Origin of the sequence: Streptomyces alboflavus, from assembly GCF_000716675.1 — a bacterium.
In the GTDB taxonomy this organism is placed as follows: domain Bacteria; phylum Actinomycetota; class Actinomycetes; order Streptomycetales; family Streptomycetaceae; genus Streptomyces; species Streptomyces alboflavus.
The window spans coordinates 99,481-122,515 of record NZ_JNXT01000017.1 but is presented as its reverse complement, the minus strand read 5'-3'; the positions used below and the strand labels follow the sequence as shown (position 1 = coordinate 122,515).

The 23,035-nt window shown below is 70.3% G+C and carries 27 protein-coding genes; 10 read left to right on the top strand and 17 right to left on the bottom strand.

The window, feature by feature from the left end; all coding sequences use genetic code 11:
• Window positions 1–54 precede the first annotated feature (54 nt).
• Entirely contained in the window at window positions 55–693 is a 639-nt protein-coding gene (gene merB, locus OO63_RS14990; RefSeq protein ID WP_030359223.1) for an organomercurial lyase MerB, read from the top strand.
• A 97-nt stretch (window positions 694–790) separates the two neighbouring features.
• Here the strand turns inward: merB and OO63_RS45975 are convergent, their stop codons facing one another.
• On the bottom strand, window positions 791–940 hold the full coding sequence (locus tag OO63_RS45975; protein WP_169786615.1) for a hypothetical protein: 150 nt from the start codon (window positions 938–940) through the stop codon (window positions 791–793).
• A gap of 132 nt (window positions 941–1,072) precedes the next feature.
• Here OO63_RS45975 and OO63_RS14985 point away from each other — a divergent pair, with 132 nt between their 5' ends.
• On the top strand, window positions 1,073–1,483 hold the full coding sequence (locus OO63_RS14985) for a MerR family DNA-binding protein (protein ID WP_031192235.1): 411 nt from the start codon (window positions 1,073–1,075) through the stop codon (window positions 1,481–1,483).
• Window positions 1,484–1,540: 57 nt separating this feature from the next.
• On the opposite strand, the gene OO63_RS14980 is transcribed toward OO63_RS14985, so the two are convergent.
• Both OO63_RS14980 and OO63_RS14975 read right to left on the bottom strand, forming a co-directional pair.
• Window positions 1,541–2,251 (bottom strand): Crp/Fnr family transcriptional regulator, encoded by a 711-nt coding sequence (locus OO63_RS14980; protein ID WP_234311215.1) that lies wholly within the window; start codon window positions 2,249–2,251, stop codon window positions 1,541–1,543.
• Window positions 2,252–2,454: 203 nt separating this feature from the next.
• A complete protein-coding gene (locus OO63_RS14975; RefSeq protein ID WP_030359226.1) occupies window positions 2,455–2,931 on the bottom strand; it encodes a hypothetical protein in 477 nt (158 codons plus the stop codon).
• A 169-nt stretch (window positions 2,932–3,100) separates the two neighbouring features.
• On the opposite strand from OO63_RS14975, the gene OO63_RS42215 reads away from it, so the two are divergent.
• Window positions 3,101–3,685: an NUDIX hydrolase gene (locus OO63_RS42215; RefSeq protein WP_051810879.1), complete on the top strand. Its 585-nt coding sequence runs from the start codon at window positions 3,101–3,103 to the stop codon at window positions 3,683–3,685.
• 26 nt (window positions 3,686–3,711) lie between these two features.
• On the opposite strand, the gene OO63_RS14965 is transcribed toward OO63_RS42215, so the two are convergent.
• From OO63_RS14965 to OO63_RS14925, 8 genes are read right to left on the bottom strand one after another with little or no spacing between them, the layout of a single operon-like run.
• Window positions 3,712–4,878 (bottom strand): NAD(P)/FAD-dependent oxidoreductase, encoded by a 1,167-nt coding sequence (locus OO63_RS14965; RefSeq protein WP_030359228.1) that lies wholly within the window; start codon window positions 4,876–4,878, stop codon window positions 3,712–3,714.
• Window positions 4,879–4,911: 33 nt separating this feature from the next.
• Window positions 4,912–6,588: a radical SAM protein gene (locus tag OO63_RS45400; protein WP_051834878.1), complete on the bottom strand. Its 1,677-nt coding sequence runs from the start codon at window positions 6,586–6,588 to the stop codon at window positions 4,912–4,914.
• 43 nt (window positions 6,589–6,631) lie between these two features.
• Window positions 6,632–7,354: a TIGR04283 family arsenosugar biosynthesis glycosyltransferase gene (locus tag OO63_RS14950; protein ID WP_030359229.1), complete on the bottom strand. Its 723-nt coding sequence runs from the start codon at window positions 7,352–7,354 to the stop codon at window positions 6,632–6,634.
• Window positions 7,351–8,022, bottom strand: coding sequence for a TIGR04282 family arsenosugar biosynthesis glycosyltransferase (locus tag OO63_RS14945; RefSeq protein ID WP_030359230.1), 672 nt, complete (start codon window positions 8,020–8,022; stop codon window positions 7,351–7,353). Before OO63_RS14945 ends, OO63_RS14950 begins: the two co-directional genes overlap by 4 nt.
• The gene (locus tag OO63_RS14940) at window positions 8,019–8,807 is read right to left on the bottom strand and encodes an MTAP family purine nucleoside phosphorylase (protein ID WP_030359231.1); all 789 of its coding nucleotides are present in this window, start codon (window positions 8,805–8,807) and stop codon (window positions 8,019–8,021) included. The genes OO63_RS14945 and OO63_RS14940 overlap by 4 nt, the downstream gene beginning before the upstream one ends.
• 44 nt (window positions 8,808–8,851) lie before the next feature.
• Window positions 8,852–10,264, bottom strand: a complete 1,413-nt coding sequence (locus tag OO63_RS14935) for a hypothetical protein (protein WP_030359232.1) — start codon at window positions 10,262–10,264, stop codon at window positions 8,852–8,854.
• 37 nt (window positions 10,265–10,301) lie between these two features.
• Window positions 10,302–10,751, bottom strand: coding sequence for a MauE/DoxX family redox-associated membrane protein (locus OO63_RS14930; protein ID WP_051810876.1), 450 nt, complete (start codon window positions 10,749–10,751; stop codon window positions 10,302–10,304).
• Window positions 10,748–12,202, bottom strand: coding sequence for a dihydrolipoyl dehydrogenase family protein (locus OO63_RS14925; protein WP_051810875.1), 1,455 nt, complete (start codon window positions 12,200–12,202; stop codon window positions 10,748–10,750). The genes OO63_RS14930 and OO63_RS14925 overlap by 4 nt, the downstream gene beginning before the upstream one ends.
• Before the next feature lie 274 nt (window positions 12,203–12,476).
• On the opposite strand from OO63_RS14925, the gene OO63_RS14920 reads away from it, so the two are divergent.
• Window positions 12,477–13,247: a class I SAM-dependent methyltransferase gene (locus OO63_RS14920; protein ID WP_033264144.1), complete on the top strand. Its 771-nt coding sequence runs from the start codon at window positions 12,477–12,479 to the stop codon at window positions 13,245–13,247.
• Between the two features lie 119 nt (window positions 13,248–13,366).
• Window positions 13,367–14,446, top strand: a complete 1,080-nt coding sequence (locus OO63_RS14915) for a methyltransferase domain-containing protein (protein WP_051810874.1) — start codon at window positions 13,367–13,369, stop codon at window positions 14,444–14,446.
• 540 nt (window positions 14,447–14,986) lie between these two features.
• Here the strand turns inward: OO63_RS14915 and OO63_RS43470 are convergent.
• The gene (locus OO63_RS43470; protein WP_106983377.1) at window positions 14,987–15,343 is read right to left on the bottom strand and encodes an anti-sigma factor family protein; all 357 of its coding nucleotides are present in this window, start codon (window positions 15,341–15,343) and stop codon (window positions 14,987–14,989) included.
• Window positions 15,344–15,415: 72 nt separating this feature from the next.
• Between OO63_RS43470 and OO63_RS14910 the strand changes: the two genes are divergently transcribed.
• The 5 genes from OO63_RS14910 to OO63_RS14890 all read left to right on the top strand — a co-directional run bounded on the left by OO63_RS14910 (window position 15,416) and on the right by OO63_RS14890 (window position 18,758).
• The gene (locus OO63_RS14910) at window positions 15,416–15,985 is read left to right on the top strand and encodes an RNA polymerase sigma factor (protein ID WP_234311216.1); all 570 of its coding nucleotides are present in this window, start codon (window positions 15,416–15,418) and stop codon (window positions 15,983–15,985) included.
• Between the two features lie 41 nt (window positions 15,986–16,026).
• Entirely contained in the window at window positions 16,027–16,281 is a 255-nt protein-coding gene (locus OO63_RS14905; protein WP_030359238.1) for an anti-sigma factor family protein, read from the top strand.
• 63 nt (window positions 16,282–16,344) lie between these two features.
• Window positions 16,345–16,965, top strand: coding sequence for an MFS transporter (locus tag OO63_RS14900; RefSeq protein ID WP_234311222.1), 621 nt, complete (start codon window positions 16,345–16,347; stop codon window positions 16,963–16,965).
• A 78-nt stretch (window positions 16,966–17,043) separates the two neighbouring features.
• The gene (locus OO63_RS14895; protein ID WP_051810872.1) at window positions 17,044–18,102 is read left to right on the top strand and encodes a DUF3179 domain-containing protein; all 1,059 of its coding nucleotides are present in this window, start codon (window positions 17,044–17,046) and stop codon (window positions 18,100–18,102) included.
• Window positions 18,099–18,758, top strand: a complete 660-nt coding sequence (locus OO63_RS14890; protein ID WP_051810871.1) for a hypothetical protein — start codon at window positions 18,099–18,101, stop codon at window positions 18,756–18,758. The genes OO63_RS14895 and OO63_RS14890 overlap by 4 nt, the downstream gene beginning before the upstream one ends.
• On the opposite strand, the gene OO63_RS14885 is transcribed toward OO63_RS14890, so the two are convergent.
• The 5 genes from OO63_RS14885 to OO63_RS14865 form a co-directional block, all read right to left on the bottom strand.
• Entirely contained in the window at window positions 18,707–19,423 is a 717-nt protein-coding gene (locus OO63_RS14885; protein WP_030359242.1) for a flavodoxin family protein, read from the bottom strand. The two genes, OO63_RS14890 and OO63_RS14885, sit on opposite strands and share 52 nt — an antisense overlap.
• 28 nt (window positions 19,424–19,451) lie before the next feature.
• Window positions 19,452–19,787 carry a mycoredoxin gene (locus OO63_RS14880; protein WP_030359243.1) on the bottom strand — a complete coding sequence of 112 codons (336 nt, stop codon included), beginning with the start codon at window positions 19,785–19,787 and terminating at the stop codon, window positions 19,452–19,454.
• Between the two features lie 96 nt (window positions 19,788–19,883).
• The gene (locus tag OO63_RS14875; protein ID WP_030359244.1) at window positions 19,884–20,450 is read right to left on the bottom strand and encodes a DUF6886 family protein; all 567 of its coding nucleotides are present in this window, start codon (window positions 20,448–20,450) and stop codon (window positions 19,884–19,886) included.
• A gap of 77 nt (window positions 20,451–20,527) precedes the next feature.
• A complete protein-coding gene (locus OO63_RS14870) occupies window positions 20,528–21,118 on the bottom strand; it encodes a hypothetical protein (protein ID WP_030359245.1) in 591 nt (196 codons plus the stop codon).
• A complete protein-coding gene (locus OO63_RS14865; RefSeq protein ID WP_051834879.1) occupies window positions 21,115–22,869 on the bottom strand; it encodes a multicopper oxidase family protein in 1,755 nt (584 codons plus the stop codon). The genes OO63_RS14870 and OO63_RS14865 overlap by 4 nt, the downstream gene beginning before the upstream one ends.
• Between the last annotated feature and the right edge of the window lie 166 nt (window positions 22,870–23,035).

The window sequence follows — 23,035 nt, the reverse complement described above, 5'->3', positions numbered from 1 at the left end:
CTTACGGTCGGCGGCATCGAACCCATCCACACACAGGGAAGGGAAGGAACCGCCATGGACACCGACACCCAGAAGTTCGCCACCCGCTTCACCGAAGCGCTGAGTAACGCCCCCGGCCTGCGGATGTGGTTGGTCCGCCCACTCCAGACGCTGCTGTCCTCCGGCGAGCCGGTCACCGTCGAGCAACTCGCCACCCAGACCGGCCGCCCCGCCGAAGAGATCCGCGCCGCGCTGGCCGCCATGCCCGACACGGAGTACGACGCTCAGGGCCGGATCATCGGCTACGGCCTCACCTTCAACCCCACCCCGCACCGCTACGAGACGCGCGGCCACACCTTCTACACCTGGTGTGCCCTGGACACCCTGGCCTTCCCCGCGGTCCTCGGTCACCCCGCCCGCGTCACCTCGCCGTGCCGCGCCACAGGAGAGCCGGTCCGTCTCACCGCGACCCCCGACGGGCCGACCGACGTGGAACCCGCCACCGCCGTCGTCTCGCTCGTCACCCCCGACGCGCCGACCTCGGTCCGCGCCTCCTTCTGCAACCAGGTCCACTTCTTCACCAGCGCCGACGCTGCCAAGAACTGGCTCGCCGAGCACCCGGACGCCGAGGTCCTGCCCGTCGCCGAAGCCTTCGACGTCGCACGCCCCATCGTCGAGCGGATTCTCGCTGACAGTGCCCGCACCGATTGCTGAACGCACCCGAAGCCGGAGCGTCGGAGCGCCAGGCACTCGCCCGGGGCCAGCCTTGGCGCGTCCGGTCGGTTTACTGGCGCTCCTCACAACGGCAGGCTCAGCCCTCCGCCTTCTTGACCATCACCTTGCCGCAACAGCAGGTCGGGGCCGTTCCGGAGCAGGTTGCCGGGGCCGACACCAAGACCTTGATCGTGCAGTCGCATGCGTCGCAGGGGCAGGTGTAGACCTCGCCTTCCTTCATCGGCATGATGACCGCCTCCTCTTTCCACGTCCCGAGGACGTATTGGGTGGAATCTTCCGGGTTGTTCCGGTGGTTTCCAGGGTGGAACCGTGCCCCAGGGGCATGGTCAACACTGGACACGCGAGGAGGTGAGAAGCGGTGGCAACGGTCAGCCGGACGGAGCTGATGACCATCGGCCAGGTCGCCACGGCGGCGGGGGTCACCCGCAAGGCACTGCGGGTGTGGACGGGTAGAGGGCTGCTGGCCGTGGCCGGGCACACCCACTCGGGCTATCAACTCTTTGCTCCCGACACGGTGGGGACCGCCGTGTTCATCCGACGGGCGCGGGCCCTCGGCCTCGGCCTTGACGTCATCACCCGCATCCTGCGAGCCCGACAGGAGAGTGAGCGCCAGCCGTGCGACCTGGTGCGGCAGCTACTGACGGAGCGGATCGAGGAGATCGACGCCATAGTCGGACAACTCCTCGCCTTGCGCGACGAGTTGCAGGCCACCAGCACGGCGGATGCCGCCGATCACCCCGCAGCGGTGTGCGGGCTCATCGAATCCTGACCGGCCTATGGACGGATCTGTGCGCCAGCCGGCAGACGCCGCTCCTGGTGAGCACCGTCAACCGGCCTCGTCGCGCAGGCGGTCCCGCTCGAGGACGGTGACCTTGCCGCGTCCGAGCCGCAGCAGGCCACGGTCGGCGAAGTCGCGCAGCGCTTTGGTGGCTGTCTCGCGCGAGGTCCCCGCGAGGGTGGCCAGCTGCTCGTGGGTGAGGGAGATCTGTGGGTGCCCGCTCATCGGGCGCAGGGCGCGCGGCGGGGCCTCTGAAGGCGTCAGGGTGATCAGAGTGGTGGCGACCCGCTGTGCGGCGGACTTGAACACGCTGTCGGACAGGCGCTGTTCAAGGTCGGCGAGACGGCGGCCGAGGATCGCGGTGATCCTCACCGCGATGCGCGGGTCGGTGAGCAGGAGCCGGTCAACTTCGTCGCGGCTCATCACACACACGGTCACGTCGTCGAGGGCCTCCGCGTAGTTGCCGTACATCCGCTGCCCGAGCAGCACCATCTCACCGAAGATGGTGCCCGGAGCGATGATCGCGGTGGTTAGGGCGCGGCCGTCGGCGGAGACCCGGAAGACGCGGACGCGACCGCGTTTGAGGATGAACAGCACCTCGCACGGCTGGGACGGCACGTACAGCATCTCGCCCGCCCGGTAGCTCTTCATCGGAGCCGCGTCCGCGATGGCGGCCATCTCTGCCTCGCTCAGGTCGCAGAAGATGTCGACCTCGGCCAGGCACCAGGTTGTATCGGCCTCTCCCACGTGCTCGGCCATGCGGGCCCTCTCCTCGCGTCGTCCCGGCGCCCAGGGCGGCGGCCCGGCACCCCAAGGGGGTTCGGCGAGCGCGCCGACGCCGTTGACCAGACAGTAGGGGATGGGCCCGCCACCGGGGATGTCATCTGACGTCGCGACATCCTCGGTCACTCCAGTGGGGTCGGCCATCCCCGGGGGGAGTGGGGACGGCCGGTCGGCGGTGGTCATGACGAGGCGGAGCGGGTGCCGTCGCGGTGCATGACCTGGTGGATGCAGGAGTACGCCAGGCCCAGGAGCAGGCCGTAGACAAGGTGTCCGGCGAAGGACTTCCACGCCATCTCGTTGACTTCGAAGACCGGCATGGAGAGCTTGGCGGGCATCAGCCACAGAGCGCCGAGCACCCACCAGATGGCGCCGTAGGCGAGGCCCAAGGCGGCTGCTGGCATCATCTTCGCGGCCCGGTGGCCGGCCAGCAGGGCGAAGGTGATGCCGACGAACGCGGAGATCGCCAGGTGGACGACCCAGGCGACTGCGGTGGAGGTGGAGTCCACCAGCATCGCGATCATGGGCATCATGTCCCAGACCTGCATCATGATGCCGAAGGCGACGCCGCCGACGATGCCACCGGCCGCGCCGAACATGGCATGGGCCGGAATCGCCGTGGCGGCGCGATGCTGTGGGGAAGCGTGTGCGGTGGTCATGGCAGTGCGCCCTTCTGCACGAATGCACGAATGCACGAATGATGCTGACGCCGATCACGCTAGGAGCCGTGCGCGGTACACGTATGTGAGCGCAGATACGTACCAGCGGGTAAGACGGCAGCACTTTGCCGCCTGACGCGGGCTATGAGGTGAGCGAAGGGACAGCGGCATGGCTGAGATCGACGATGCGAACGGCGGGGATGGCGGGCGCGGCCACGTTCGCCGTGCTGATTCGGGTGGACCCGTCGACTCCCGTGTCTCGCCGCAGCCTGTTGACGACGTCGACCGCCCCGCCACGTTCACGCTGATGGCGCCGGGCTGGTATCCGCCCGAGGGGCTCGTCAGCCAGGCGTACGGATTGTGCTTCACGGCCACGGGACTTGTAGTCCTCGTGGCCACCGATGACGGCTTCTGGAATCTCCCCGGCGGCCAGATCGAATCGGGAGAACGCCCCGTCGAGGCCCTGGTCCGTGAAGTCGCCGAGGAGGCATGCGCCCGGGTGACGGAGTACGGCTACCTGGCCTGCCAGCATGTCTGGGACCCCCAGGCGCCAGCAGGTCCAACCAGTCACTACCAGACGCGCTGGTGGGCGCGGGTCACCCTCGATCCCTGGCGGCCGAGGCACGAGACGGTATTCCGACGGCTGGTGCCGCCCGAGCTCGTCGTCGACACCCTGTCATGGCGCCGCAAGGAGATCGTGAGCTGCCTGCTGGACCAGGCGCTCGCGGCCCTGGCGCGTGAGCGAGGCAGCTGACCTCGCGGTCGAACGGGGAGTGAGTATCAGGTGTAGGCGCTGATGACCGCGTCAACCTGTTCGTAGCCGGTGCGGAGGAGGAAGGTGTTGAGGCGGCCGTAGGACTTGGCGCCCAGGATGTAGAAGTCGGATTCGGGGGTGCGGAGTTGCGCGATGCCGGGAGCGGGCTGGGTAAGGCAGTCGGCGCCTGCTCCGGAGGCGGCGAGCAGGGCGGCGGAGAGGTTCATGGGGGCGCCGGTGGCGTAGCACTCGTGGACCTGGAGCTGGCGGTAGAGGGCCGGGTCGCCGGTGTAACCGGTGAGCGAGACGACGTGGTCGACCAGGACGTCGCGCGGGTCGCCGGAGGTGGTGAGGCGAGCCCGGATGTGATCGCCGTCGGTGTGCAGGGCCTGGACGCGGGCACCGGTGTGGACGGTGACGCGGGGGTTGGCTCCGTCGGTCAACTCCTTGGAGGAGTCGACGAGTTCCTGGCGGCCGGGGAGTGTGTCGTTCTCGATGGCGCCCCAGTCGGGGGCCGGGTTGCGTACTACCCATTCGAGCCGGGTGTCGGGAAGCGCGCCCAGGTCGCGGGCCGCGGTCTGGGCGGACTTGCCGGCGCCGACGAGCAGGACGGTGCCCGCCCAGCGGCCGGGGTCGTCGGTGGCGGGGAGGGTTCGGGTGATGCGGTGGCCGAGGGTGCGCTCGCCAGGGGAGGGGATGCCGCCGTCGCCGAGGGTGTTGGGGTGGGAGTAGGTGCCGGTGCAGTCCAGGACGAGGGTCGCCTCCGCGGTGTCCTCGCCGTCAGGGGTGTCGAGGAGCAGGGTGAAGGGGGCGGCGGCGCGGGCTTCGGTGCCGATCTGTTCGTGTTTGAGGAGGCCGGCGCGGGCGATGGCGGTGACGCGGGTGCCGTGACGGAAACGGTTTGCCACCGCGGGGAGCTGGGCCAGCGGGTGCAGGAGCCGGCTCACCAGTTCGTGGCCGGTGGGGCAACTGCCGTCCTGGGGAATCTCGCCCAGGTGCGCCCGCATCCGTTGGGAGAGGTTGAGATCCCATGGAGTGAACAGCCGTACGTGGCCCCAGGCTTGCACATGGCTTCCGGCCGTCTGTCCGGCCTCGTAGACGGTGAAGGGCCATCCGGCGTCGACGCAGGCGAGTGCGGCGTCCAGGCCGACGGGGCCGGCACCGAGGATCGCGACATGCGGGGTGCGGGGCATTGGGGTTCCTCCCTGTGCTGCGGCGCGGGCGGTTCAGATGGCGCAGTGGACGGGGCGGGGCAGGCTCCCGTCAGTGAGCCGGGCGGTGAAGAAGCGCTCGGTCACCAACTGCTGGCCCCGCTCCAATGGTGTTCCAGCAGGAGCGAGGTGCAGGTCCGGGCTGGTGGTGCGGTCGGCCCCGGCGGGGTGCCAGTGGAGGCCGTCGGCGCTGACAGTGAGTTCGGGGATGGAGGTGTTCTCGCCGATCTCGACGCCGGTATCGGAGAAGCCGCGGCGTAGCAGCGGACGTACGGCGAAATGGTCCTCCGGGAGGCCGAGTTGGCCCAGGAGCGCGGCGGTGGCGGAGATCTCGGTGGTGTTGTCCGGGGTTTCGGTCAGGGCGACGCGGGGCGGCAGGCCCATCTCGATGAGGTGGCCGATGCCGTCGAGCGTGCGCTGCCAGGACCCGGCGCCGCGGTGCAGATCGTGGGCGTGGGGTGTGGCGCCGTCCAGCGAGGTCTGGACGGTGAGCTTGCGGTCGGCGAGGGCGGCGAGCCCGTGCGCGCGACGGCCGCGCAGCAGCATCGCGTTGGTCAGGACGACGGTGGGCAGCTGGGCGGAGGCGTGGTCGAGTAGGGCGACGATCTCGGGGTGGAGGAACGGCTCGCCGCCGGTGACGTACAGCTCCGTGAAGCCGCTTGCGGCAGCCTCGTCGACGAGGGCACGGAATGTGTCGGCGGGCAGGGTGCGCGGTGTTGCCTTGGGGGAGGAGGCGACGGCGCAGTAGTCGCAGGCCAGGTTGCAGTGGAAATTGGTGTACAGCCACAGCCGGGAAGGGAAGTACGGGCTGCCGAACAGCGGCACCACCGGCCGGTCCCCCTCCAGCGCGTGGCCGCTCGCCTCGCCCCAGCCGTCGTCGGCCGGTCGGAAGGCGGTGGGGTGGGTGGAGCGATAGAGGTGGAAGCGGCCCCGGGAGCGTTCACGCGGTGGCAGAATCTCCAGACAGGTCGTCCACCAACCGGTCTCGATCGTCTCCACGAAGACCCCGGGCAGGCGGGCCGCACGCATGGAGGCGGCCTGGGCCTGCCAGTCATACGCGAGCGGGATCAGCTCGGCCGTGGCCTGTCCGGCGTCGAGGTCGAGGAGCGCGTACCAGACCTCCCGTGTCCCGTCGTTGGCGGGTTTGCCGAGTACGCCGACGTTGACGACGAGGGTGTCGTCGATGCGACGCTGCCAGGGCAGGCCGCTATGGGTGCACAGGACGACGTCCGCCCCGGAGGCAGCCACGCGAGCCCGGTGCTGGTCGTCGGGCAGGGACTCCCACCAGAAGTCGTTCAGGGCGAGGGTGGAGCCGTGCACCATGTGTACGTCCCGGCCGGAGATCGTCTCGCGGCGCTCGGTGGGCAGCCGGCCCATCCAGGACGCGAAGGCGCGGCTGGTTGTGGCGAGGGTGTGGTCGTAGATGAGCTGGGCGTACTCGTTGTCCTTCGCGTCGCGGTAGCCGCAGCCGCAGTCGGTGTCACCGCGGGCGATGGCGACGTCGTAGTTTCCGGCGACGCACTCGATGTCGTTGTCGGTCAACAGGGGCCACAGGGCGTCCACTTCGGCGCCGAAGCCACCGAGGTCACCGAGGCAGAACATCCGCTCGGCACCGCGGGCACGGGCGTCGGCGATAGACGACTCAAGAGCGTAGGGGTTGCCGTAGGGGCCGCCGCACACTGCGATCCGCATGGTCAGAGGTGTCTTTCGTGAGTCCGGGTGGGGGAGGGGGTGTTCAGGGGCGGCCCGGTGTGGGCCGGCTGTGTCTGATCCGGGGCAGGCGGGGGCCCGCGGCATAGCGGCGGCGGATGGTTTCGGGGTCGACGCCCGCGAAGTACAGCAGCTTCAGGTACTGCATGAAGACGATCATTCGCCATACGCCGTGAGCGACCAGGCGGCGTGCGGAGGCGGTGGAGGCGGCGGGCAGGACGGTCAGGCGGCCGCGGCGGTGCAGCCGCCGGGACATCTCCAGGTCCTCCATGATGGCCAGGTCGGGGAAGCCGCCGAGGGCGTCGAAGACGTCGCGGCGGATGAACATGGCTTGGTCGCCGAAGATGTGGTGGAGGCGGCGGGCGCGGGCGTTGGACGTGTACGCGAGATAGTTCAGGCCCGCGCCGCACCGGTCGAAGCGCAGCGTCAGGCCGCCGCCGACCACCTTGGGGTCGGCGAGGGCAGCGCGGATCTGAGCGAGGGCGTCCGGGGCGACGTGGGTGTCGGCGTGGATGAACCACAGCACTTCGCCCGTGCAGTGCGCGGCCCCGGTGTTCATCTGCACCGCCCGGCCGCGCGGGCTGTGCACCACTTTCGCGTGCGGGGTGGCGAGTTCGACGGTGGCGTCGGTGGAGCCGCCGTCCACGACGACGAGTTCGCAGTCGGGGAAGTCGCGGCACAGCCGGGCCAGCGCCGTCTGTACGGTGGCTTCCTCGTTGAGGACGGGAACGACGATCGACACCTTCATGCCGTCTCCAACGGGCCGAGCAGGGACGCGATACGGGCCGGCAGGAGCGGATCGGCGCGCAGCGCCCTCGCGTCATCAGGGGTGTCCAGGTCCCGCAGCGGCGCGAGCAGGCTGGGGTGCAGCCTGACGCTGCGGGCCTGGGCCAGCGTGGCGGCCAGGACCTTGTCCGTGCTCCACAGGGCCGGGTCGATCCCAAAAAGCACGGGGCGTGGCTGGTGCATGCCGACGAGGTAGTAGCCGCCGTCGAGCGCAGGGCCGAGTACGACGTCGGCGCCGGTGAGTGCCTCGAAGGCGGCGTACAGGTCGTCACCGGTCAGGGTCGGCGCGTCAGTGCCGATCACCACGAGCGGTCCCGCGCCGTCGGTGAAGACGTCCGCGACCGCCGCCGTCATCCGCTGCCCGAGATCCGTGCCGCGCTGGCGGAGAACCCGCACCCCGGCGGGCGGGGCAGGACACAAGTCGTACGCGGCCGGGGTGTCGTCAGCGGCGTAGGCGAGGTAGGTGTGCAGGCCGGCCGCCGTGGTCGTCTCGACGGTGTGGCGGATCAGGGCGGCCTGCAGGACGGCGCACCGCTGCGGGCCGAGCAGGGGGTGCAGGCGGGTCTTGACCGTGCCCGGCCGCGGGGCCTTGGCCATCACCAGCACGGCCGCGGTGCTCGCCGACCTCATGCGCCGAACCGGTGGACGAGGCCGGTCGGAGGCAGCGCACCGAGGGCAGGCACCACTCCTGCCACCAGGTCCGCGAAGATGCGCTTGCTCGCGGCCATCCGCTCCAGGAGAGCCTCGACCGGTTCGGGCTCCGGCGCGATCCCGTTGGCGTAGTCGGTGATGAATCCGACCAGGGCCAGCGGCAGTTCGGCCTCACCGGCCAGCACGACCTCGGGGCCCGCTGTCTGGCTGACCGCAGTGACCCCGGCCGCGGCGAGTGCGGCGATCTCGGTCCGGCTGTTGAAGCGCGGCCCGTCCACATGCCCGTACACACCGCTCTCCACCACGGGCACGCCGCTGTCCTGCGCGGCAGTGATCAGAGCACGGCGCAGCGGTTCGCAGAACGGCCGGTCGAAGATCCAGTGACCGCGGCCGACGGCACCCGGGGTGTCATACCACGTGCAAGGGGAGCCGTCGGGCAGCCGGTTGGACGGGAAGTACAGGTCATCGAAGACGACGAGCGAGCCAGGGGCGGCCGCCCGGTCGACGGCTCCGCACACGGTGAGCGCGATGACGGCGTCCACGTTCAGCGCCCGCAGCGCGGCGAGGTTGGCCTTGTGGTCGACCTGGTGTGAGAGCCGCAGATGGCCTTCCCCGTGCCGGGACAGCTGCACGATCTCCACGCCCTTCACCCGCCCCTCGGCGACGGTCACGGCGCCGTGCTCTGTGGTCACGGTCCGCCGGGGCCCGTCCTCCAGGTGCGGCCAGTCATAGCTGCCTGATCCTGTGATGACGCCGATGCGCATCCCTGTTCCTCCCCTGCGGCCGTGGTGTTCCGGCTCCTGAGCGTTCATGAATTCCGTGCGCTGGTGGTGCGGACTTCGACGATGGGCAGCAGCTTGCGCAGCGCCGCGTTTTCGGCCGGGTCGAGCACCGCGTGCTGGACGCAGGCCGGGACCAGGGTGCCGTCCTCCGGGTGGGCCATGGAGTATTGGCAGGCCGCGAGGCGTTCCTGGGTCTCGCGTACCTTCGGGTCGTCGCTGGTCTCGCCGCGCTGTGTCAACTCCCAGGCAGGGGTGACCTGTTCGGCGTCCATGAACAGATGCATCACGAAGGTGACCGGCCGTACCCGGAAGCGGTGGCGCAGGAGACGGCCAAGGCCGACCCGGCGCACTGTGCGGGCCAGCCACGACCCCGCGAAGGCCACCGTCGTGGGGTGCCGGGCCACGATCCGCAGCAGCTTCGCCACGAGCAGCGCGGGCGGGGTACCCGTGAAACTCACCTTGCCTAGATAGCGGAAAAACGCATCGCGCACGGCAAGGTCGCGTGGGTCGGAGCCGTCGAGGAAGGGGAACCAGTGGCTGCCCACGTAGAAGCCGTAGGCGGTGCGGTTGCAGCGCACGTCACCGTTGTGGAACACGTCGTAATCGAGCCGACTGCCCGCGCCGCGCTCGATCTGCTGCCACACCGCGTCCGGACTCGCCTCGCGGTAGTGCTCCTTCCAGCGCCGCTCGTCGCCGAGGAAGGCGGCGGGCTGGAAGGAGAACATGCCGTACCCCATGGCATGGCAGTCGCGGATGACAGCGGCGACCTCATCCAGATTGCCGGGCGTGACCGTCATGTTGTGGGCAAGGAAGGACCGGACGCCCAGCTCGCGCCGCAGCCTTGCGAACATCGCGGCGAACCGGGCCCGGTACGGGTTCAACGCCCGCTCGCTGGAGGGCCGTTCGATGCCGCGCCTGCCGTACATGAACTTGTCGAAGTGCGCGGCGAACGACAGCCGGGCAAACCGCCGCCGACCGTCAGGGCCGAGCGCGAGGCGCCGCAGATAGTCGTAGTCGAAGTCGCCGTGCGTGAAGCTCATCGGCTCCCGCCCCTGCTCCCGCATGATCGCGAGGGTCGCGGCGTGGTCATCGGGCGGCAGCAGGCTCACCTCGCCGCCGATCAGCTGCGTATGGGCCCGTGGACCGCGCAGTTCGCGCAACAGGCCCATCTGCGCGGCGACTTGCTCGCGCGTGTGCGGGCCGTCGACCCGGACCTGGTTGGCGTCGCGCGAGTGGTAGCAGGGCGTGCACTTCAGATTGCACTTGGGGAAGACACCATGGGTGCCCTCGCAGCCCACGCCATGCCGCCCGATGATCTGTCCTGGCGTCCGGGCGACCTCGGGCAACTCGGCCCACCGCCGTTCCATCGCGGCGACAAACTCCGGATCGTACGGCCGCGTCGCCCGCTCCACGGCCCGCAGCCACGCCGGCAACCCCATCAGCTCTCTCCGTCCCTCGTGCGATGCTCGGCCACGGTCACTCGTGCACACCTTCCGGTGCCCGGAGGCGAGGGGGTGGCTTCCGCTTCGGCCTGCGTGAAGCACGCAGCAGCAGCCACCCGTACAGCAGCATCAGCGCGTCCTCGACCAGGACGAACCAACGCAGCGGCTGCGCGAGGTACGTACCGAAACAGCCGCAGTTGTCGACCGTGAGCCCACGCGCGTACGCCTGACCGGCAAGCAGCGCCCACAGCGCCGCCACACCGAGATAGACCCACGCCGGGGCGAGCGCTTTCGAGCCCGGCAGGACCAGCAGCCACAGCCCGGCCACCAGCTCACCCGCGATCAGCACCACCGCCAATGCCGTGGAGGCCGTGCCGCTGGTGACTCCGTACGCGTCGAGGATCGCGGTCATCGAGCCGAACGAGACGAGCTGGCCGAGCGCCATCGCCACCAGCAGCGCTCCGAGGATCAGCCGCAGGATCACGACCGCCCCCTCCGCCGCAGCCCCATCAGCGCGCCGGTGACCTTGCGGGTCTCGGCGAGTCGGGCGTAGACGCCGGTGAGCGCCGCGTGCCAGGGACCATCGGTGTAACTGGGGTACGGATGCACGGTCTTGGCGTACTGCGACGGCGTCCAGCCCAAGCGGACCGCGGCAGCCAGATGGGCGATCGTCTCCCCGGCCCGCGGCGCCACCACCGTCGCCCCGACGATCCGCCCACGCCGGTCAAGGACCAGCGAAGTGAAGCCGTCTGTGCGGCCGTCTGCCACGGCGCGGTCCACCCGGTCGTGCGCCAAAGTGAGAGTGCGTGCCCCGTCCGCGGACACCGCGCCGACCCGGGCGACTTCGGGATCGGTGTACGTCACCCAAGGCGCCGCGCCGTAGTCGATGCGGCGGCGTACCCCGAGCAGTGCGTCCACGGCCGCCGCGCCGCCCTGCACTCCGCCCAGGTGCGTGAAGGCGGATTTCCCGGTTACATCCCCGGCGGCGTAGATCCGGGGGTTGGAGGTGCGCAGCCGATCGTCCACCCGGACCTCGCCGTGCTCGGCCACCTCCACACCGGCCACCTCAAGGCCGAGCCCCGCGGTGTTGGCACGGCGCCCGGTGACAGCAAGGAGTGCGTCGAACGCCACGGCACCGGTCGGGCCGTGCAGCGCGCCGTCGGCAACCTTCTCGGCACGGTGGCCGGTCAGGACGGTGACGCCCTCCGCCTCGAGCCTCTCGCGGACGATCTGTGAGGCGCGGGGCTCCTCGTGGGGCAGCAACCGTTCCATCGCCTCGACCACCGTCACGGTGGAGCCGAGCCGGGCGAACGCCTGCCCCAGCTCGCAACCGATCGGGCCGCCGCCCAACACGACGAGCCGGTCCGGGAGGGCGTCCAGATCCCAGACGGTGTCACTGGTGAGCGGCCGGGCCTCGGCGAGCCCCGGTACGGGCACGAGGACGGGCGCCGAACCGGTGGCGATCAGCGCGAACCGGAAGGCGACCTCGCTTCCCCAAGCTCTCGAACCAGCTCGAGCAGGGGAGACCCCATTCCTGACCCGCAGCGTGCGCGGCGAGGTGAACTCGGCGCCTCCATAGGCTACTTCGATGCCCAAGGAGTGCAGGGAATCGGCGGAGTCGTGCGGTTCGATCGCCCCGATCGCCCGCTTCACGTGCGTCATGGCGGCAGCCAGGTCAGCCGGACCGCTCGGAGCGATCAGCCCGTAGCGGGCGGCGTTGCGCGCCGCCTGTACCTCGGCTGCCACGTGCAGCAACGCCTTGCTGGGCACGCACCCGGTCCACAGGCAGTCACCGCCCAGGCGCTCCCGCTCGACCAGCAAGGTCCGGGCGCCAAGCCGCCCCGCTGTGCGGGCCGCGGTCAGCCCGGCGCTGCCCCCGCCGATCACCACCAGGTCAAAATGGGCCTCGGCGTGTCGGGGATGCCCCTTGCTCATCGTGCGGTCTCATTCCCGTGCTCGACATCGATGCGCCGGCGGGCGGGGCCCCGGCGCGGGTTCGGCGGACAGGGAACCCGGCGAGTACCGCCAAACCTTCCCTCTCCCGTAGAGAGTTTCGGCTCGGCGGCCCGCGAGGCCATGCCGCGTGCCCGGTGTGTCCCCAGATGGAAGGGAACTAAAGGCCGCCCGGGTTCCCCGTGTCGGCGGAGTCCAGCCCGGGTCGGAAGCCTGGAACCGGGACTCGCGAGACGGGACGCGGAAGGATGCAGGAGTGGACGAACAGCAGTGGCGCCGCTTCCTGGGGCACTACCACGACACTCACGCGGGCATCACCGAGCAACTCCTGACGCTGGCCGAACCCCTTCCGTACGCGTGGCTGGCCGAGCCCCTGCATACCACGGACGGCATCGTGGTGGACCTGGCCTGCGGCTCCGCGCCCACTCGGGCGCTGCTCCCGGACACCCCATGGGTCGGTGTCGACTCCTCGGCGGGTGAACTGGCCGAGGCCGCCCGCCGTGGCCGACTGCCACTGATCCGGGCGTCCGCCGACGCACTGCCCCTGCGTTCCGGCACCGTGGGCGCGGTCTGCGCGTCGATGTGCCTGCCCGTCCTCACCCCGCTGCCGCGCGTACTCGACGAGATCCGGCGCGTCCTCCGGCCCGGGGGCACGCTTGCCGTCCTGGTCCCCTCCCAGAGCGGACTCACCCCGTCCGGGGCGCTGGCCTGGATCAGGGTCATGACGGCCCTACGGGCCGTCCACCAGCCCTGGCCCAATCCGCAGGCCCGCGACCAACTGGCCGCCCTGCTGGGGGAATTAGGCTTTGCCGTGCGTGCTGACGAGCACCGGGTCTTCACGCTGCGCCTCGACACTCCCGAGGCCACCGCCTTGCTGGTCGACGGCCTGTACCTGCCACGTCTCACCCCGCACCGTGCCCAGGCGGCCAAGCGCGCGCTGGCCGCCTGGGCACGACCGGGCCGCCGCATCGAACTGCCGCTGCGCCGCGTCATCGCCGAACGCCCGATCGCCAGTGCTTCCGGGTGACCCTGACACGGCCCGAGGGAATGCTGTCCTTGGCGGGGCGGGTTCCCGTCTCGCACACGCACCGATGCACGGCGCTGGTCCGACGCCGGTGCGGGAGAGCCACATCCCAGGGGAGAGAGATGACGGTCGACGTATCCCAGCTCAGCCACGCACCTACGAAGCCCGGGGTGTCGTTGGAAGACGCGGTCAAGGACTACTACGGCAAGGTGCTGTCCTCCTCCAAGGACCTCAAGACTTCGGCCTGTTGTACCGCCGAGGCGCCGCCCGCGCACATCGCCGCGGCGCTCTCGAAGGTCCACGACGAGGTCAAGGACCGCTTCTACGGCTGTGGTTCGCCCATCCCGTCTGCACTGGAGGGCGCCACCGTTCTGGACCTGGGCTGCGGCACCGGCCGCGATGCGTACGTGCTCTCCCAGCTCGTCGGTCCCACCGGAAGGGTCATCGGCGTCGACATGACCGATGAACAGCTGGCGGTGGCCCGCCGCCACCAGGACTGGCACGCCGAGCGCTTCGGGTACGCCAACACCGACTTCCGCCACGGCTACATCGAAGACCTGGCAGCCGCCGGCATCCCGGACGCGTCCGTGGACCTGGTGGTCTCCAACTGTGTAATGAACCTGTCGCCCGACAAGCCACGCGTCTTCGCCGAGATCTTCCGGGTCCTCAAACCCGGCGGCGAGCTGTACTTCTCCGACGTCTTCGCCGACCGTCGCCTGCCCGCCGCGCTCCTGGAAGACCCGATGTTGGTCGGTGAGTGCCTGGCCGGCGCCCTCTACACCGAGGACTTCCGCCGCATCATCGCCGACTCCGGCTGCGCCGACGCCCGCACAGTGGCGAGCGCGCCCATCACGCTGAGCAGCCCGGACGTCGAGCGCAAGATCGGCTTCGCGCGGTTTGCCTCCCGCACCATCCGGGCCTTCAAGCTCGCCCTGGAGGACCGCTGCGAGGACTTCGGGGAAGTCGCCGTCTACCGCGGCACGCTCGCCGAGCACCCGCACGCCTTCGACCTGGACGACCATCATCGCTTCCACACGGGCAAGCCGATGCTGGTGTGCGGCAATACCGCCGACATGCTCTCCACCACCCGCTACGCGCCCCACTTCACCGTCACCGGTGACAAGTCCACGCACTTCGGCCTGTTCCCGTGCGCGCCCGCTGAGAGCATGGTGGCGGGGGACAGCGGGTCCGCCTGCTGCTGACCAGCACGCACCGGGGTCCGGGCGCCGCCGATCGCCCGGACCCCGTGCGTCCGGTCATCGGGTCAGGAGGAACACCCCCGCCGCCACGACCTGCGACCAATGGCGTCACTGTTCACGCGAGCGCGAAGTCCCGCAACGCACGGGTGTTGAGGCGCCGGTGCTCGGCGATGACCCGCGACGGCCGATGAGCTGCAGCCCCGGGCCTCTCCGCGCGATGTCAATGCGGCCCGTCACCCACTCCTCGTGCTCGTGGGACTGGTTCGGTCCGCCTCACCGTGCAACGAGAGAGTCGGGCAGCAGTCATCGGGGCTTGCTGTGCCGCGCAACCTGCGCGTCCGGCAGAGCAATACATGGCCGACGGCCGCCAGTGCGACCACGGCGGCCACCGTGACGAGCCACCAGTTTCCGAGCAGCCTGCCAGTGATGCCGACGCCGACGGCGGACACAAGGAGCGGGCCTGCACAGCGCCCCACCAGCAGCGACATGATCGCCACCGTGGCGAGACGGCCTGTGTTCGGATGACCGGTGCCGCGGGTGGGCTCACGACGTGGCTTCATCACTGCGCCTCCTCCGTGGGCGTCGCCCGGTCCGATGTGCTCCCTGGGGGTGGTGGACGGCGGCCATCTGCTCGGCGTACCGGAGTATGCGGACCGCACCCAGTGACTGCGGGTGTCGTCGTGGGCTGGTCCGCAGCGATGCCTTGACCAGGCGCAGCGTTTGAAGAGATCCGCTGCACACCCAACAGCGGGCGACATGCGCGGCCAGCTGGGCTCGGCGGGCGCCGGTCAGCTCTCCGTCCGCGTACGCCTCCAGGGAACCGCGCAGTCGCAGGTGCCGTACTCGCTCACAGCAGTCGGCCCACAGCTGCCGGGGCCCCGGAAAGCGCAGCTTCTTCATGCACCGGGAACCCGCGCCGCGGTGTGCGCCATTCCATGGAATGCGCCGGGCCGATCGCCGGGTTTCTGAGGTGTGGAAGACCAAATCACCGGTCCGCCGGATCCAGCGGACCCGCGGGGCAAAGCGTTCGCCGCCTACGTGCTGCCCGAGGTCGAGGTGCTGCTGCGCGTCGCGATGACGCTGACCGCGCAGCCCGCCGACGCGGAGGACCTGGTGCAGGACACACTGCTGCGCGCCTACCGGGCCATCGACCGGTTCGACGGCGAACATCCGCGGGCTTGGCTGCTGACCATCATGCGCCGGGCCGAGATGAATCGGCACCGCCGCCGCAGACCACACCTCCTCGACGACCCGGACGCGGACCTGGACCGGCTCAGTACCACCGGCACTCAGGGCTCCGCGGAAGAAGTCGTGGTCGGGGAAGCGTTCGACTCGGTGGTCGACGAGGCGCTGTCGGCACTGCCCGTCAAGCACCGAACCGTGGTGCAGCTCGTCGACATCGACGGCCTGACCTACGCCGAGGCCGCCCGGATCCTCGACGTACCGGAAGGAACCGTGATGAGCCGTCTGCACCGGGCGCGCAAACGCATAAGGGCTCGGCTGACCGCGGCCGGACTGGCACCGAAGCGAGGTCTGATGTGAGCAGAGCACCCTGGAGCCGCCGTCCCCGCTCGGAGCGGAACATGAACTGCCTGCAGGTGGCCCGCGTTCTGCAGTCCTACCTGGACGGCGAGACCGACGAGGTCACCGCCCGCCGGGTGGCCGCCCATCTGGAGGACTGTCGTCGTTGCGGCCTGGAGGCCACCCTCTACGAGGAGATCAAGAACGCCCTTGCCCGCCGGCAGCAGCCCGATGAACTGACCTTGCATCGCTTGCGTGACTTCGGCGCCGCGCTGCTTGAGGAGCCGCCCCCGGACGAAGAGGCCGACGGCGCTTGACGGAGCGCGCGGGTGATGGCTCCGTCGGCGCACTCGCGCGACGGCGGACGGCGCGTGGCCATCATGTTCGCCGCGGTGTACGCGGGGCTGTACTTCGCCCTGTACGCCCTGCAGTTCTTCCTGCCGCAGATCGTCGTCGCTCCCTTGGCGTGGGGCGGTGGAGCCCTGGCCGCGAGCGCGGTCGCCGCGTGCCCGTACACCGTGGCGGGCGTGGCGATACTCGTCTGGAGTCTGCGCTGTGACCGGGTGGGTGCCCGCCCCGCGCACATCGCGGGGCCCGCCCTGGCCGCCTCGGTCGCAGCCGTCTGCGCCGCTCAGGTGACGGACTCGCGGACGCTGCTGTTGATGTGGGTGAGCGTGGCGCTCGGGGGGATCTTCGCGGCCGTGCCGGCGTTCTGGAGTCAGTGCACCGCACACCTTGCGGGACCGCGTGCCGCGCTGGCGGTAGCCGGGGTGAACGCGACGGCCAGTCTGGCCAGCTTCGCGGGCCCTTACATCACCGGGTATCTGAGAGATGCCAGTGGCAGCTATCAATTGGCGTTGCTCGCCGTTGGCGGCTCCCTGGCCCTCACGGCGGCGGGCACCCTGCTGCTGCCCGCCCCTTCGCACGATGGTCGGAGTCAGTCGGCTGGGCCCGCGCGTCATGCTGGCGAGGGCCGGGCGCCGTCCGCGAAAGGGTCTTGAAAACGAGGGAAGGGACCAAGTCGTCTTCCGGGTTTCCGGTGTGTCATTGGCTCCTCACCGGATCCGGGATGGTGCGCCATGGACGAGCAGCCGGGCATACCGGCCAGGCGGACCGTGCCGCCGAGCAGGCGGCAGGCGTTGAAGGGTGTGGGGGTGATCGGCGGCTTGGCCGCACTCGCGGCCGGCGGCGTCCTGGGTGTGCGTGAGCTGGCGAAGGACTCGGGCGGTGGCTCGACCCCGGCCGGGGCGCCGGATGCCGGGGGCGGAGCAGACCCACTGGAACGACTGGCCGCGAGCGTCGTCTCCGGTGGCCCAGGCAAGGACGGCATCCCTGCCGTCGACAGGCCCCGCTTCGTTGCGGCCGAGTCCGCCGCATTCCTCTCCGACGACCAGCCTGTCTTCGGCCTGGAGGCGGCAGGCGGCGAACGGCCGCGCGCATACCCGCAGTTGGTGCTCGTCTGGCACGAGATCGTCAACGACACAGCGGACGACGGCACCCCGCTCACCCTTACCTACTGTCCCCTGACCGGCACCGCCATTGCCTTCACCGGCCCGCCGGACCATGCCGCGCTGACCTTCGGCACCACCGGAAACTTGGTCAACTCCAACCTGCTGATGTACGACCGGCAGACCGGTTCGACCTGGCCACAGCTGACCGGCACTGCCATCGCCGGGCCGCGTAAGGGACAGCGGCTTGTCACCACACCCCTTCACTGGGCCACGTGGAAGGCGTGGCGCACCGCGCACCCGTCGACACGAGTGCTGTCGACGGACACTGGGCATCTGCGGGACTACGGCAGCGACCCCTATGGCTCCTATCCGCACAACCGCGGCTACTACGCGGGCGGCGGCCCTATCTTCCCTGTCCTTGAACGGGATGAGGACCGGCGCTTCGCCGACAAGGACGTGGTTCTGGGCCTCCGGCGCGCCCAGCATCACCTGGCGATCGGCAAGGAGCGGATCAAGCGCGAGGGATCAGTGCGAACCGAACTCGGCGGGCAGATGGTGCGGGTGCGCTGGGACCATGCGCTCGGCACGGCCCGCTTGGTGACCGAGGCGGGGGATGATGTGGACGCATTCGATGCGATGTGGTTCGCATGGTTCGCCTTCCACCCAAACACCAAGGTCCTGCCGTGAGCCGGGTGGTGGCCGCCCTGTCCAGGGTCGGGGACGCGTGGGACGCGGGGTTCCACGCCGTGGCGGCCACCCCCTCCCGGCTGCGCAGCGCCCTGTCGGTACGGCGTCGGCGGCGGGCGGCGATGATCGTGGCGGCCGTCCTGCTGGCGGTGCATCTCACGGCGATCGGCGATCTGGCCTTCTCGCCGTCCGGCCGCTGGGCTGGCATGCCCTTCGCGCAGGCGGCCTCGGACCGCCTGTTCCACGCCCGCGCGCCCTACTTGTACGAGCCGGTCCTGGCCCTGCGCACCCCGTATGTCGCGTTCTTCCTCAGCCCCGTCAACGTGCTTCTTGGCGCCGTCGTGGCGGCCCTCGCCGGGGCCAATGCCGCACTTGCGCTGGTGGCGCGGGACGAAGCGGGCTGCCGCGCCCCGCGCTCGCGCGGACTGGCCCGGCTGCTGGGTGTACTGCCCGCGCTCCTGCTCGGCTTCGCGTGTTGTGTACCCGCCTTCCTACTGGCCCTGGGCACCGGCACAGCCGCCGCCGTCTTGCCGTACGCAGTCCCGCTGCGCCCGGTGTTCTATCCGCTCAGCCTGCTGTTGCTCACCGCTTCGGCGATCGCCGGTCATCGGTACTCGGGATTGGGGAAGTCGAAGCGGCAGCCCGCGTCCCACTGAGAACGCTGATTGCCGTGCGCGGGGAATCCGCCCGTGTCCTTGAGCATGCGGGCCAGGTGGAGGAGGTTCCAGGTCATGAAGGTGGTGTTGCGGTTGGTGAAGTCGTTCTCCGGGCCGCCCGAGCCCGGGTCGAGGTAGGAGGGGCCGGGTCCGGCCTCGCCGACCCAGGCGGCGTCGGCCTGCGGCGGGATGGCGTACCCGAGGTGTTGTAGCGAGTACAGGACGTTCATGGCGCAGTGCTTGGCGCCGTCCTCGTTGCCGGTGAACAGACAGCCGCCGACGCGGCCGTAATAGGCGTACTGCCCTTGGTCGTTGAGGATGCCGGAGCAGGCGTAGAGCCGTTCGATGACCTGCTTCATGACCGAGCTGTTGTCGCCGAGCCAGATCGGCCCGGCGAGGACGAGGATGTCGGCGTCCATGACGCGCGAGTACAGCACCGGCCACTCGTCGCTCGCGGCCCCGTGCTCGGTCATGTCCGGGTAGACCCCGGGGGCGAGGTCGTGGTCGACGGCGCGGATCTCGTCCACCCGCACCCCCTGCGTCTCCATGATCTTGCGGCTGATGTCGATGAGGCCCTGGGTGTGGCTCTGCTCGGGGGACGGCTTGAGGGTCGCGTTGATGAACAGAGCCCGCAGGTCGTTGTAGCGGCGCTCGGGATCGGACATGAGAACTCCTGGCTTGGGGCGTGTGGGGCTATGCGGTCCGCCGCCAGGGCCACAGGCGCCGCCGAGCGGGCTGGGCATCCGGGGCGGGCAACAGCTGCGGGGCATGGTGGCGTACGAGGTCGAGGACTTGGCGGACGCTGGGGTTGGTCAGCGCGTGCCCGGCCACCGCGACCGTCGGCACGGTCTCGTCGCCGCGGTTGACGGAGCGGACGTAGGCAGCGGCGGTCGCGTCCTGCCAGATGTCGATTGCCTCGTACTGCAGGCCGGTGCGGCGCAGGCCCCGGCGCAGTCGCGTGCAGAAGGGGCAGCCGGGCCGCCAGTAGACCTGGATCTTGACGTGGGAGGGGTGGTCGGTGTGGGGCACGTAGCGCCTCCTCGGTGTCGGGGGAGGGGAACCCGACAGGGGGTTCGGGGTATTCCGGAGCGGGGGTTGACACCTCTGCGGAACGCCGGCAGGGGGTCAGGGCGGCGGTATGCGGGCGGCTTTGGCGACCGGACGCGGGCGCGCGTTTCGCAGGCGGATGCCACTCCAGCCGAGGGTGCTCGCGGTGACCGCGTCCCAGAAGCCCCAGAGGTTGTCCAGGACACGGAGTTGGATGCCGGCGTCGCGGTGCAGGTGCAGGAGGTTGCCGACGGGTTCGGGCGGGCCCAGGGGGACGACGGATTCGGTGGCGACCATGGCGTGGGGTTCGGGCTCGCCGAAGGGCCGGAACGGGGCGGCGGGCAGCCGGTAGGCGAACAGGCGGCTGCTGAGGAGCCTGTCGACCCAGTCGTATTCGATCGCATGGACGCGGCTCGCGCCGCCCGGCCCCAGGATCCGCTCCCGGTCGATGGTGGACGTCGTCGGGAGCGTCCATGCCAGGGCGCGGGGGCAGTCACGCGGGAACCAGTAGTCCGGCGCGCGGTTGGCGTCGACGGCCCAGACGTAGGCGTCGGCTTGTTGCGCGGTGGCGGCGACGTGGGGGACGAAGCGGGTGATCGTCGGGTCCTCGGAGAAGTGCAGGACCTGCCCGGGTTCAGGACGCATGAGTCATGTCTAGCTCAGTGCCGGCTCGGCCCGGCACCCTCGGGATTCGTCCCCTCGGCAGTCGGGGGGACGCCGGTTCACAGCGGCGAGGACAGGGACAGTTGCGGGATGCCGACCAGCAGGCTGAGGACATAGGGGTCGGCGGCACTGTCCGGCAGACCGATGTCCTCGGGGTGGGCGGGCCTAGGGTCGGGGCGCAGGCAGATACGGGCGATGCCCAGGCCGCTCACGGTGTAGTCGAAGCGCTGCAGGTTGGTGTATCCGTCGATGCGGTCGTCGTTGGGCAGGGTGGGGCTCTGGCCGAGGTAGGTGGAGCGGGCGGGGAGCAGGGACAGCAGTCCGGGGACGGTGCCTTCGGTGCGGCAGCCGGGCCCGGTGTACGGCTTCCATCGGGATGGGCCGCCCGGCAGTTGGATCTGCACGTGGGCGCCGTTCGGCACGGTCTGGGGGAGCCAAGTGCCGTTCCACCACCAGAGGTTGTCGCGGTGCTGTTGGGTGAAGAGGTAGGGATGGTCGCGGGTGCCGGTGTCGTCGGGCACATCGGCCGCCGGTGGTGGGACGGGCGCATACCGGGAGCCGGGGGAGACGGGAGGCTCGGCCCCGGCGGCGGGGGCGGCGAGCGCGGCCGCCAAGAGGACGGCAGCGAGGACGGGGGCGCGGGCGTTCATCGGCGGCCTCCGGCGTCGCGTGGGTGGACGGGCGGCACGGTCTCGCTGCCGTCGCCGGCGTCGGGTCCGGTGTGGGAGGGGCGGCCAGGCGTGCCAGGAGGGTTGATGAGGAGGTTGCCCATCATGCCGTTGTCCTCGTGCGGCAGGATGTGGCAGTGGAAGACCGTCTTGCCGGGCGTGTCCGGGCGGAAGTACGTCCGCAGCGTGAACTCGCCCTTGGGCGGCGCCCGGAATGTGTCCCACCAGATGTCCGGGTCGGTCTGCCAGGAGGTGTCTCCGCGCGGGATGCCCTTGACGTCGACGACCTGGAACGGGTTGACGTGGATGTGCAGCGGGTGCTGGAAGACGTCCTCGTTGACGACCCGCCACTCCTCCACCGTTCCGGCTTCCACTTCCTGGTCGATCCGGTCGGGGTCGAACAGGCGGTCGTCGATGAGGAACCGAACCCCGGCCCCGTACTTGCCGGAGATGTCCCCGGAGAAGGTGATGGTGCGGCGCCTGGCGACGGGCAGCTTCGGGATGCGGGGTGGTTCCACCAGCTGGTTGGGGATGCGGCCTGTTGTGGGGGTGCCGGTGACGTGCAGGGTGGCGAGTTCGATGTCGGGGCGCACGCCGCCGGGGTGGCCCTGGTCGTAGCCGCGGGCGTAGATGCGGTACGTGCCCGGTTCGCCACCGCGCACGATGAACTCGGCGCGGTTGGCGGACGACAGCATGATCGAGCGGACCGGTTTGGTTCGCGCGAAGGGGATGCCGTCCTGCCCGATCTGGTGCAGGGCGTGCTGTTCGATGTGCAGCCAGATCGAGCGGTGCGGGGCGGCGTTCAGGACCCGCCAGCGCTGCGTCTCGCCGGGGCGGAGTGAGATGACCGGACGTAGCTGCCCGTTGAGGGGGAAGAGCATCGTCGAGGGCACGGCCGGGACGGTGGTGAAGGGCTCGTCGCCACCGGTGGGCAGAACTAGCGCGGTTGGGTTCTCCCCGTTGGCGTCGATGCGCAGGGCGTTGATGACGATGGTCCGCTCGCGCATTTCGGTGATCGCGGGTACGGCGTCGATGTCGCCCTCGACGACGATGGGCCCGGCCAGGCCCGACCACGCCTGGTGGGTGGTGGAGCCGTGTAGATGCGGGTGGTACCAATGCAGTCCCGCCGGGTGATCGGACGGAATCGCGTACGCGTACTGACGGTGGCCGAGCAGGCCCACGCGGACGAAGACGTTGTCCGCGCTGCCCTCCGGCGAAACCTGCAGGCCATGGGTGTGCAGGTTGGTGGTGATCGCCTGCTGCAGAATCGTGTGGCCCGACGTCAGGCCGTGAACGGCCTCGGGCACGCACTGCAGGAGCCCGTCGACCAGGCCATGATCGTGCGGCGGCCGGTGCGCCTGGGCCTTGTCCGCGCAGATCGGCGGCAGCGCGTTGAGCGGAACGCCAGTGGGCAGCATCCGGTTCTTCAGCAGGATCCGCATCTGGTCCCCGGGGCGGATGCGTAGGAGCGGGCCCGGCAGCTGCCCGTTGTAGGTGTCCAGGTGCAGCCGCCTCCCGCCCACCACCGGGCGGGCTGCGGCCACCGTCAACTCGTACTCGAGAAGTCCACCGCGGCTGCGGACCTCCGGCAGGTCCCTCAAAGGAGCCCCCTCCTCGGTGGGGGCGACACCGGGATCCGTGAGCTCGGCGTGCGCCGCCCAGCCGCCCGCGCCAAGGAGCGCCGCCCCTGTGCCGGCTCCGCTCAGGGATTTCAGCAGCTTGCGCCTGGTCACACTCCTGCGGTGGCCCATCGGGTCCGCTCCATCCCGCCTCATCGGCCTTCTCGATATGACGGGAGGGGTAACCCCACGAGATCGATCTGCTTTCCAGAGCCCAGGGAAATTCCTCCGACCGAGTGCCGCGGTGGCGCAAACGCCGAAGTCTGTCAGCGAGCTGACA

Excerpts from the sequence above, each read along its gene's own strand:
- merB (WP_030359223.1), top strand. The coding sequence starts at position 55 with ATGGACACCGACACCCAGAAGTTCGCCACCCGCTTCACCGAAGCGCTG.
- OO63_RS45975 (WP_169786615.1), bottom strand. The coding sequence starts at position 940 with ATGCCGATGAAGGAAGGCGAGGTCTACACCTGCCCCTGCGACGCATGC.
- OO63_RS14980 (WP_234311215.1), bottom strand. The coding sequence starts at position 2,251 with ATGGCCGAGCACGTGGGAGAGGCCGATACAACCTGGTGCCTGGCCGAG.
- OO63_RS14975 (WP_030359226.1), bottom strand. The coding sequence starts at position 2,931 with ATGACCACCGCACACGCTTCCCCACAGCATCGCGCCGCCACGGCGATT.
- OO63_RS42215 (WP_051810879.1), top strand. The coding sequence starts at position 3,101 with ATGGCTGAGATCGACGATGCGAACGGCGGGGATGGCGGGCGCGGCCAC.
- OO63_RS14965 (WP_030359228.1), bottom strand. The coding sequence starts at position 4,878 with ATGCCCCGCACCCCGCATGTCGCGATCCTCGGTGCCGGCCCCGTCGGC.
- OO63_RS45400 (WP_051834878.1), bottom strand. The coding sequence starts at position 6,588 with ATGCGGATCGCAGTGTGCGGCGGCCCCTACGGCAACCCCTACGCTCTT.
- OO63_RS14950 (WP_030359229.1), bottom strand. The coding sequence starts at position 7,354 with ATGAAGGTGTCGATCGTCGTTCCCGTCCTCAACGAGGAAGCCACCGTA.
- OO63_RS14945 (WP_030359230.1), bottom strand. The coding sequence starts at position 8,022 with ATGAGGTCGGCGAGCACCGCGGCCGTGCTGGTGATGGCCAAGGCCCCG.
- OO63_RS14940 (WP_030359231.1), bottom strand. The coding sequence starts at position 8,807 with ATGCGCATCGGCGTCATCACAGGATCAGGCAGCTATGACTGGCCGCAC.
- OO63_RS14935 (WP_030359232.1), bottom strand. The coding sequence starts at position 10,264 with ATGGGGTTGCCGGCGTGGCTGCGGGCCGTGGAGCGGGCGACGCGGCCG.
- OO63_RS14925 (WP_051810875.1), bottom strand. The coding sequence starts at position 12,202 with ATGAGCAAGGGGCATCCCCGACACGCCGAGGCCCATTTTGACCTGGTG.
- OO63_RS14915 (WP_051810874.1), top strand. The coding sequence starts at position 13,367 with ATGACGGTCGACGTATCCCAGCTCAGCCACGCACCTACGAAGCCCGGG.
- OO63_RS43470 (WP_106983377.1), bottom strand. The coding sequence starts at position 15,343 with ATGAAGAAGCTGCGCTTTCCGGGGCCCCGGCAGCTGTGGGCCGACTGC.
- OO63_RS14905 (WP_030359238.1), top strand. The coding sequence starts at position 16,027 with ATGAACTGCCTGCAGGTGGCCCGCGTTCTGCAGTCCTACCTGGACGGC.
- OO63_RS14900 (WP_234311222.1), top strand. The coding sequence starts at position 16,345 with ATGTTCGCCGCGGTGTACGCGGGGCTGTACTTCGCCCTGTACGCCCTG.
- OO63_RS14895 (WP_051810872.1), top strand. The coding sequence starts at position 17,044 with ATGGACGAGCAGCCGGGCATACCGGCCAGGCGGACCGTGCCGCCGAGC.
- OO63_RS14885 (WP_030359242.1), bottom strand. The coding sequence starts at position 19,423 with ATGTCCGATCCCGAGCGCCGCTACAACGACCTGCGGGCTCTGTTCATC.
- OO63_RS14875 (WP_030359244.1), bottom strand. The coding sequence starts at position 20,450 with ATGCGTCCTGAACCCGGGCAGGTCCTGCACTTCTCCGAGGACCCGACG.
- OO63_RS14870 (WP_030359245.1), bottom strand. The coding sequence starts at position 21,118 with ATGAACGCCCGCGCCCCCGTCCTCGCTGCCGTCCTCTTGGCGGCCGCG.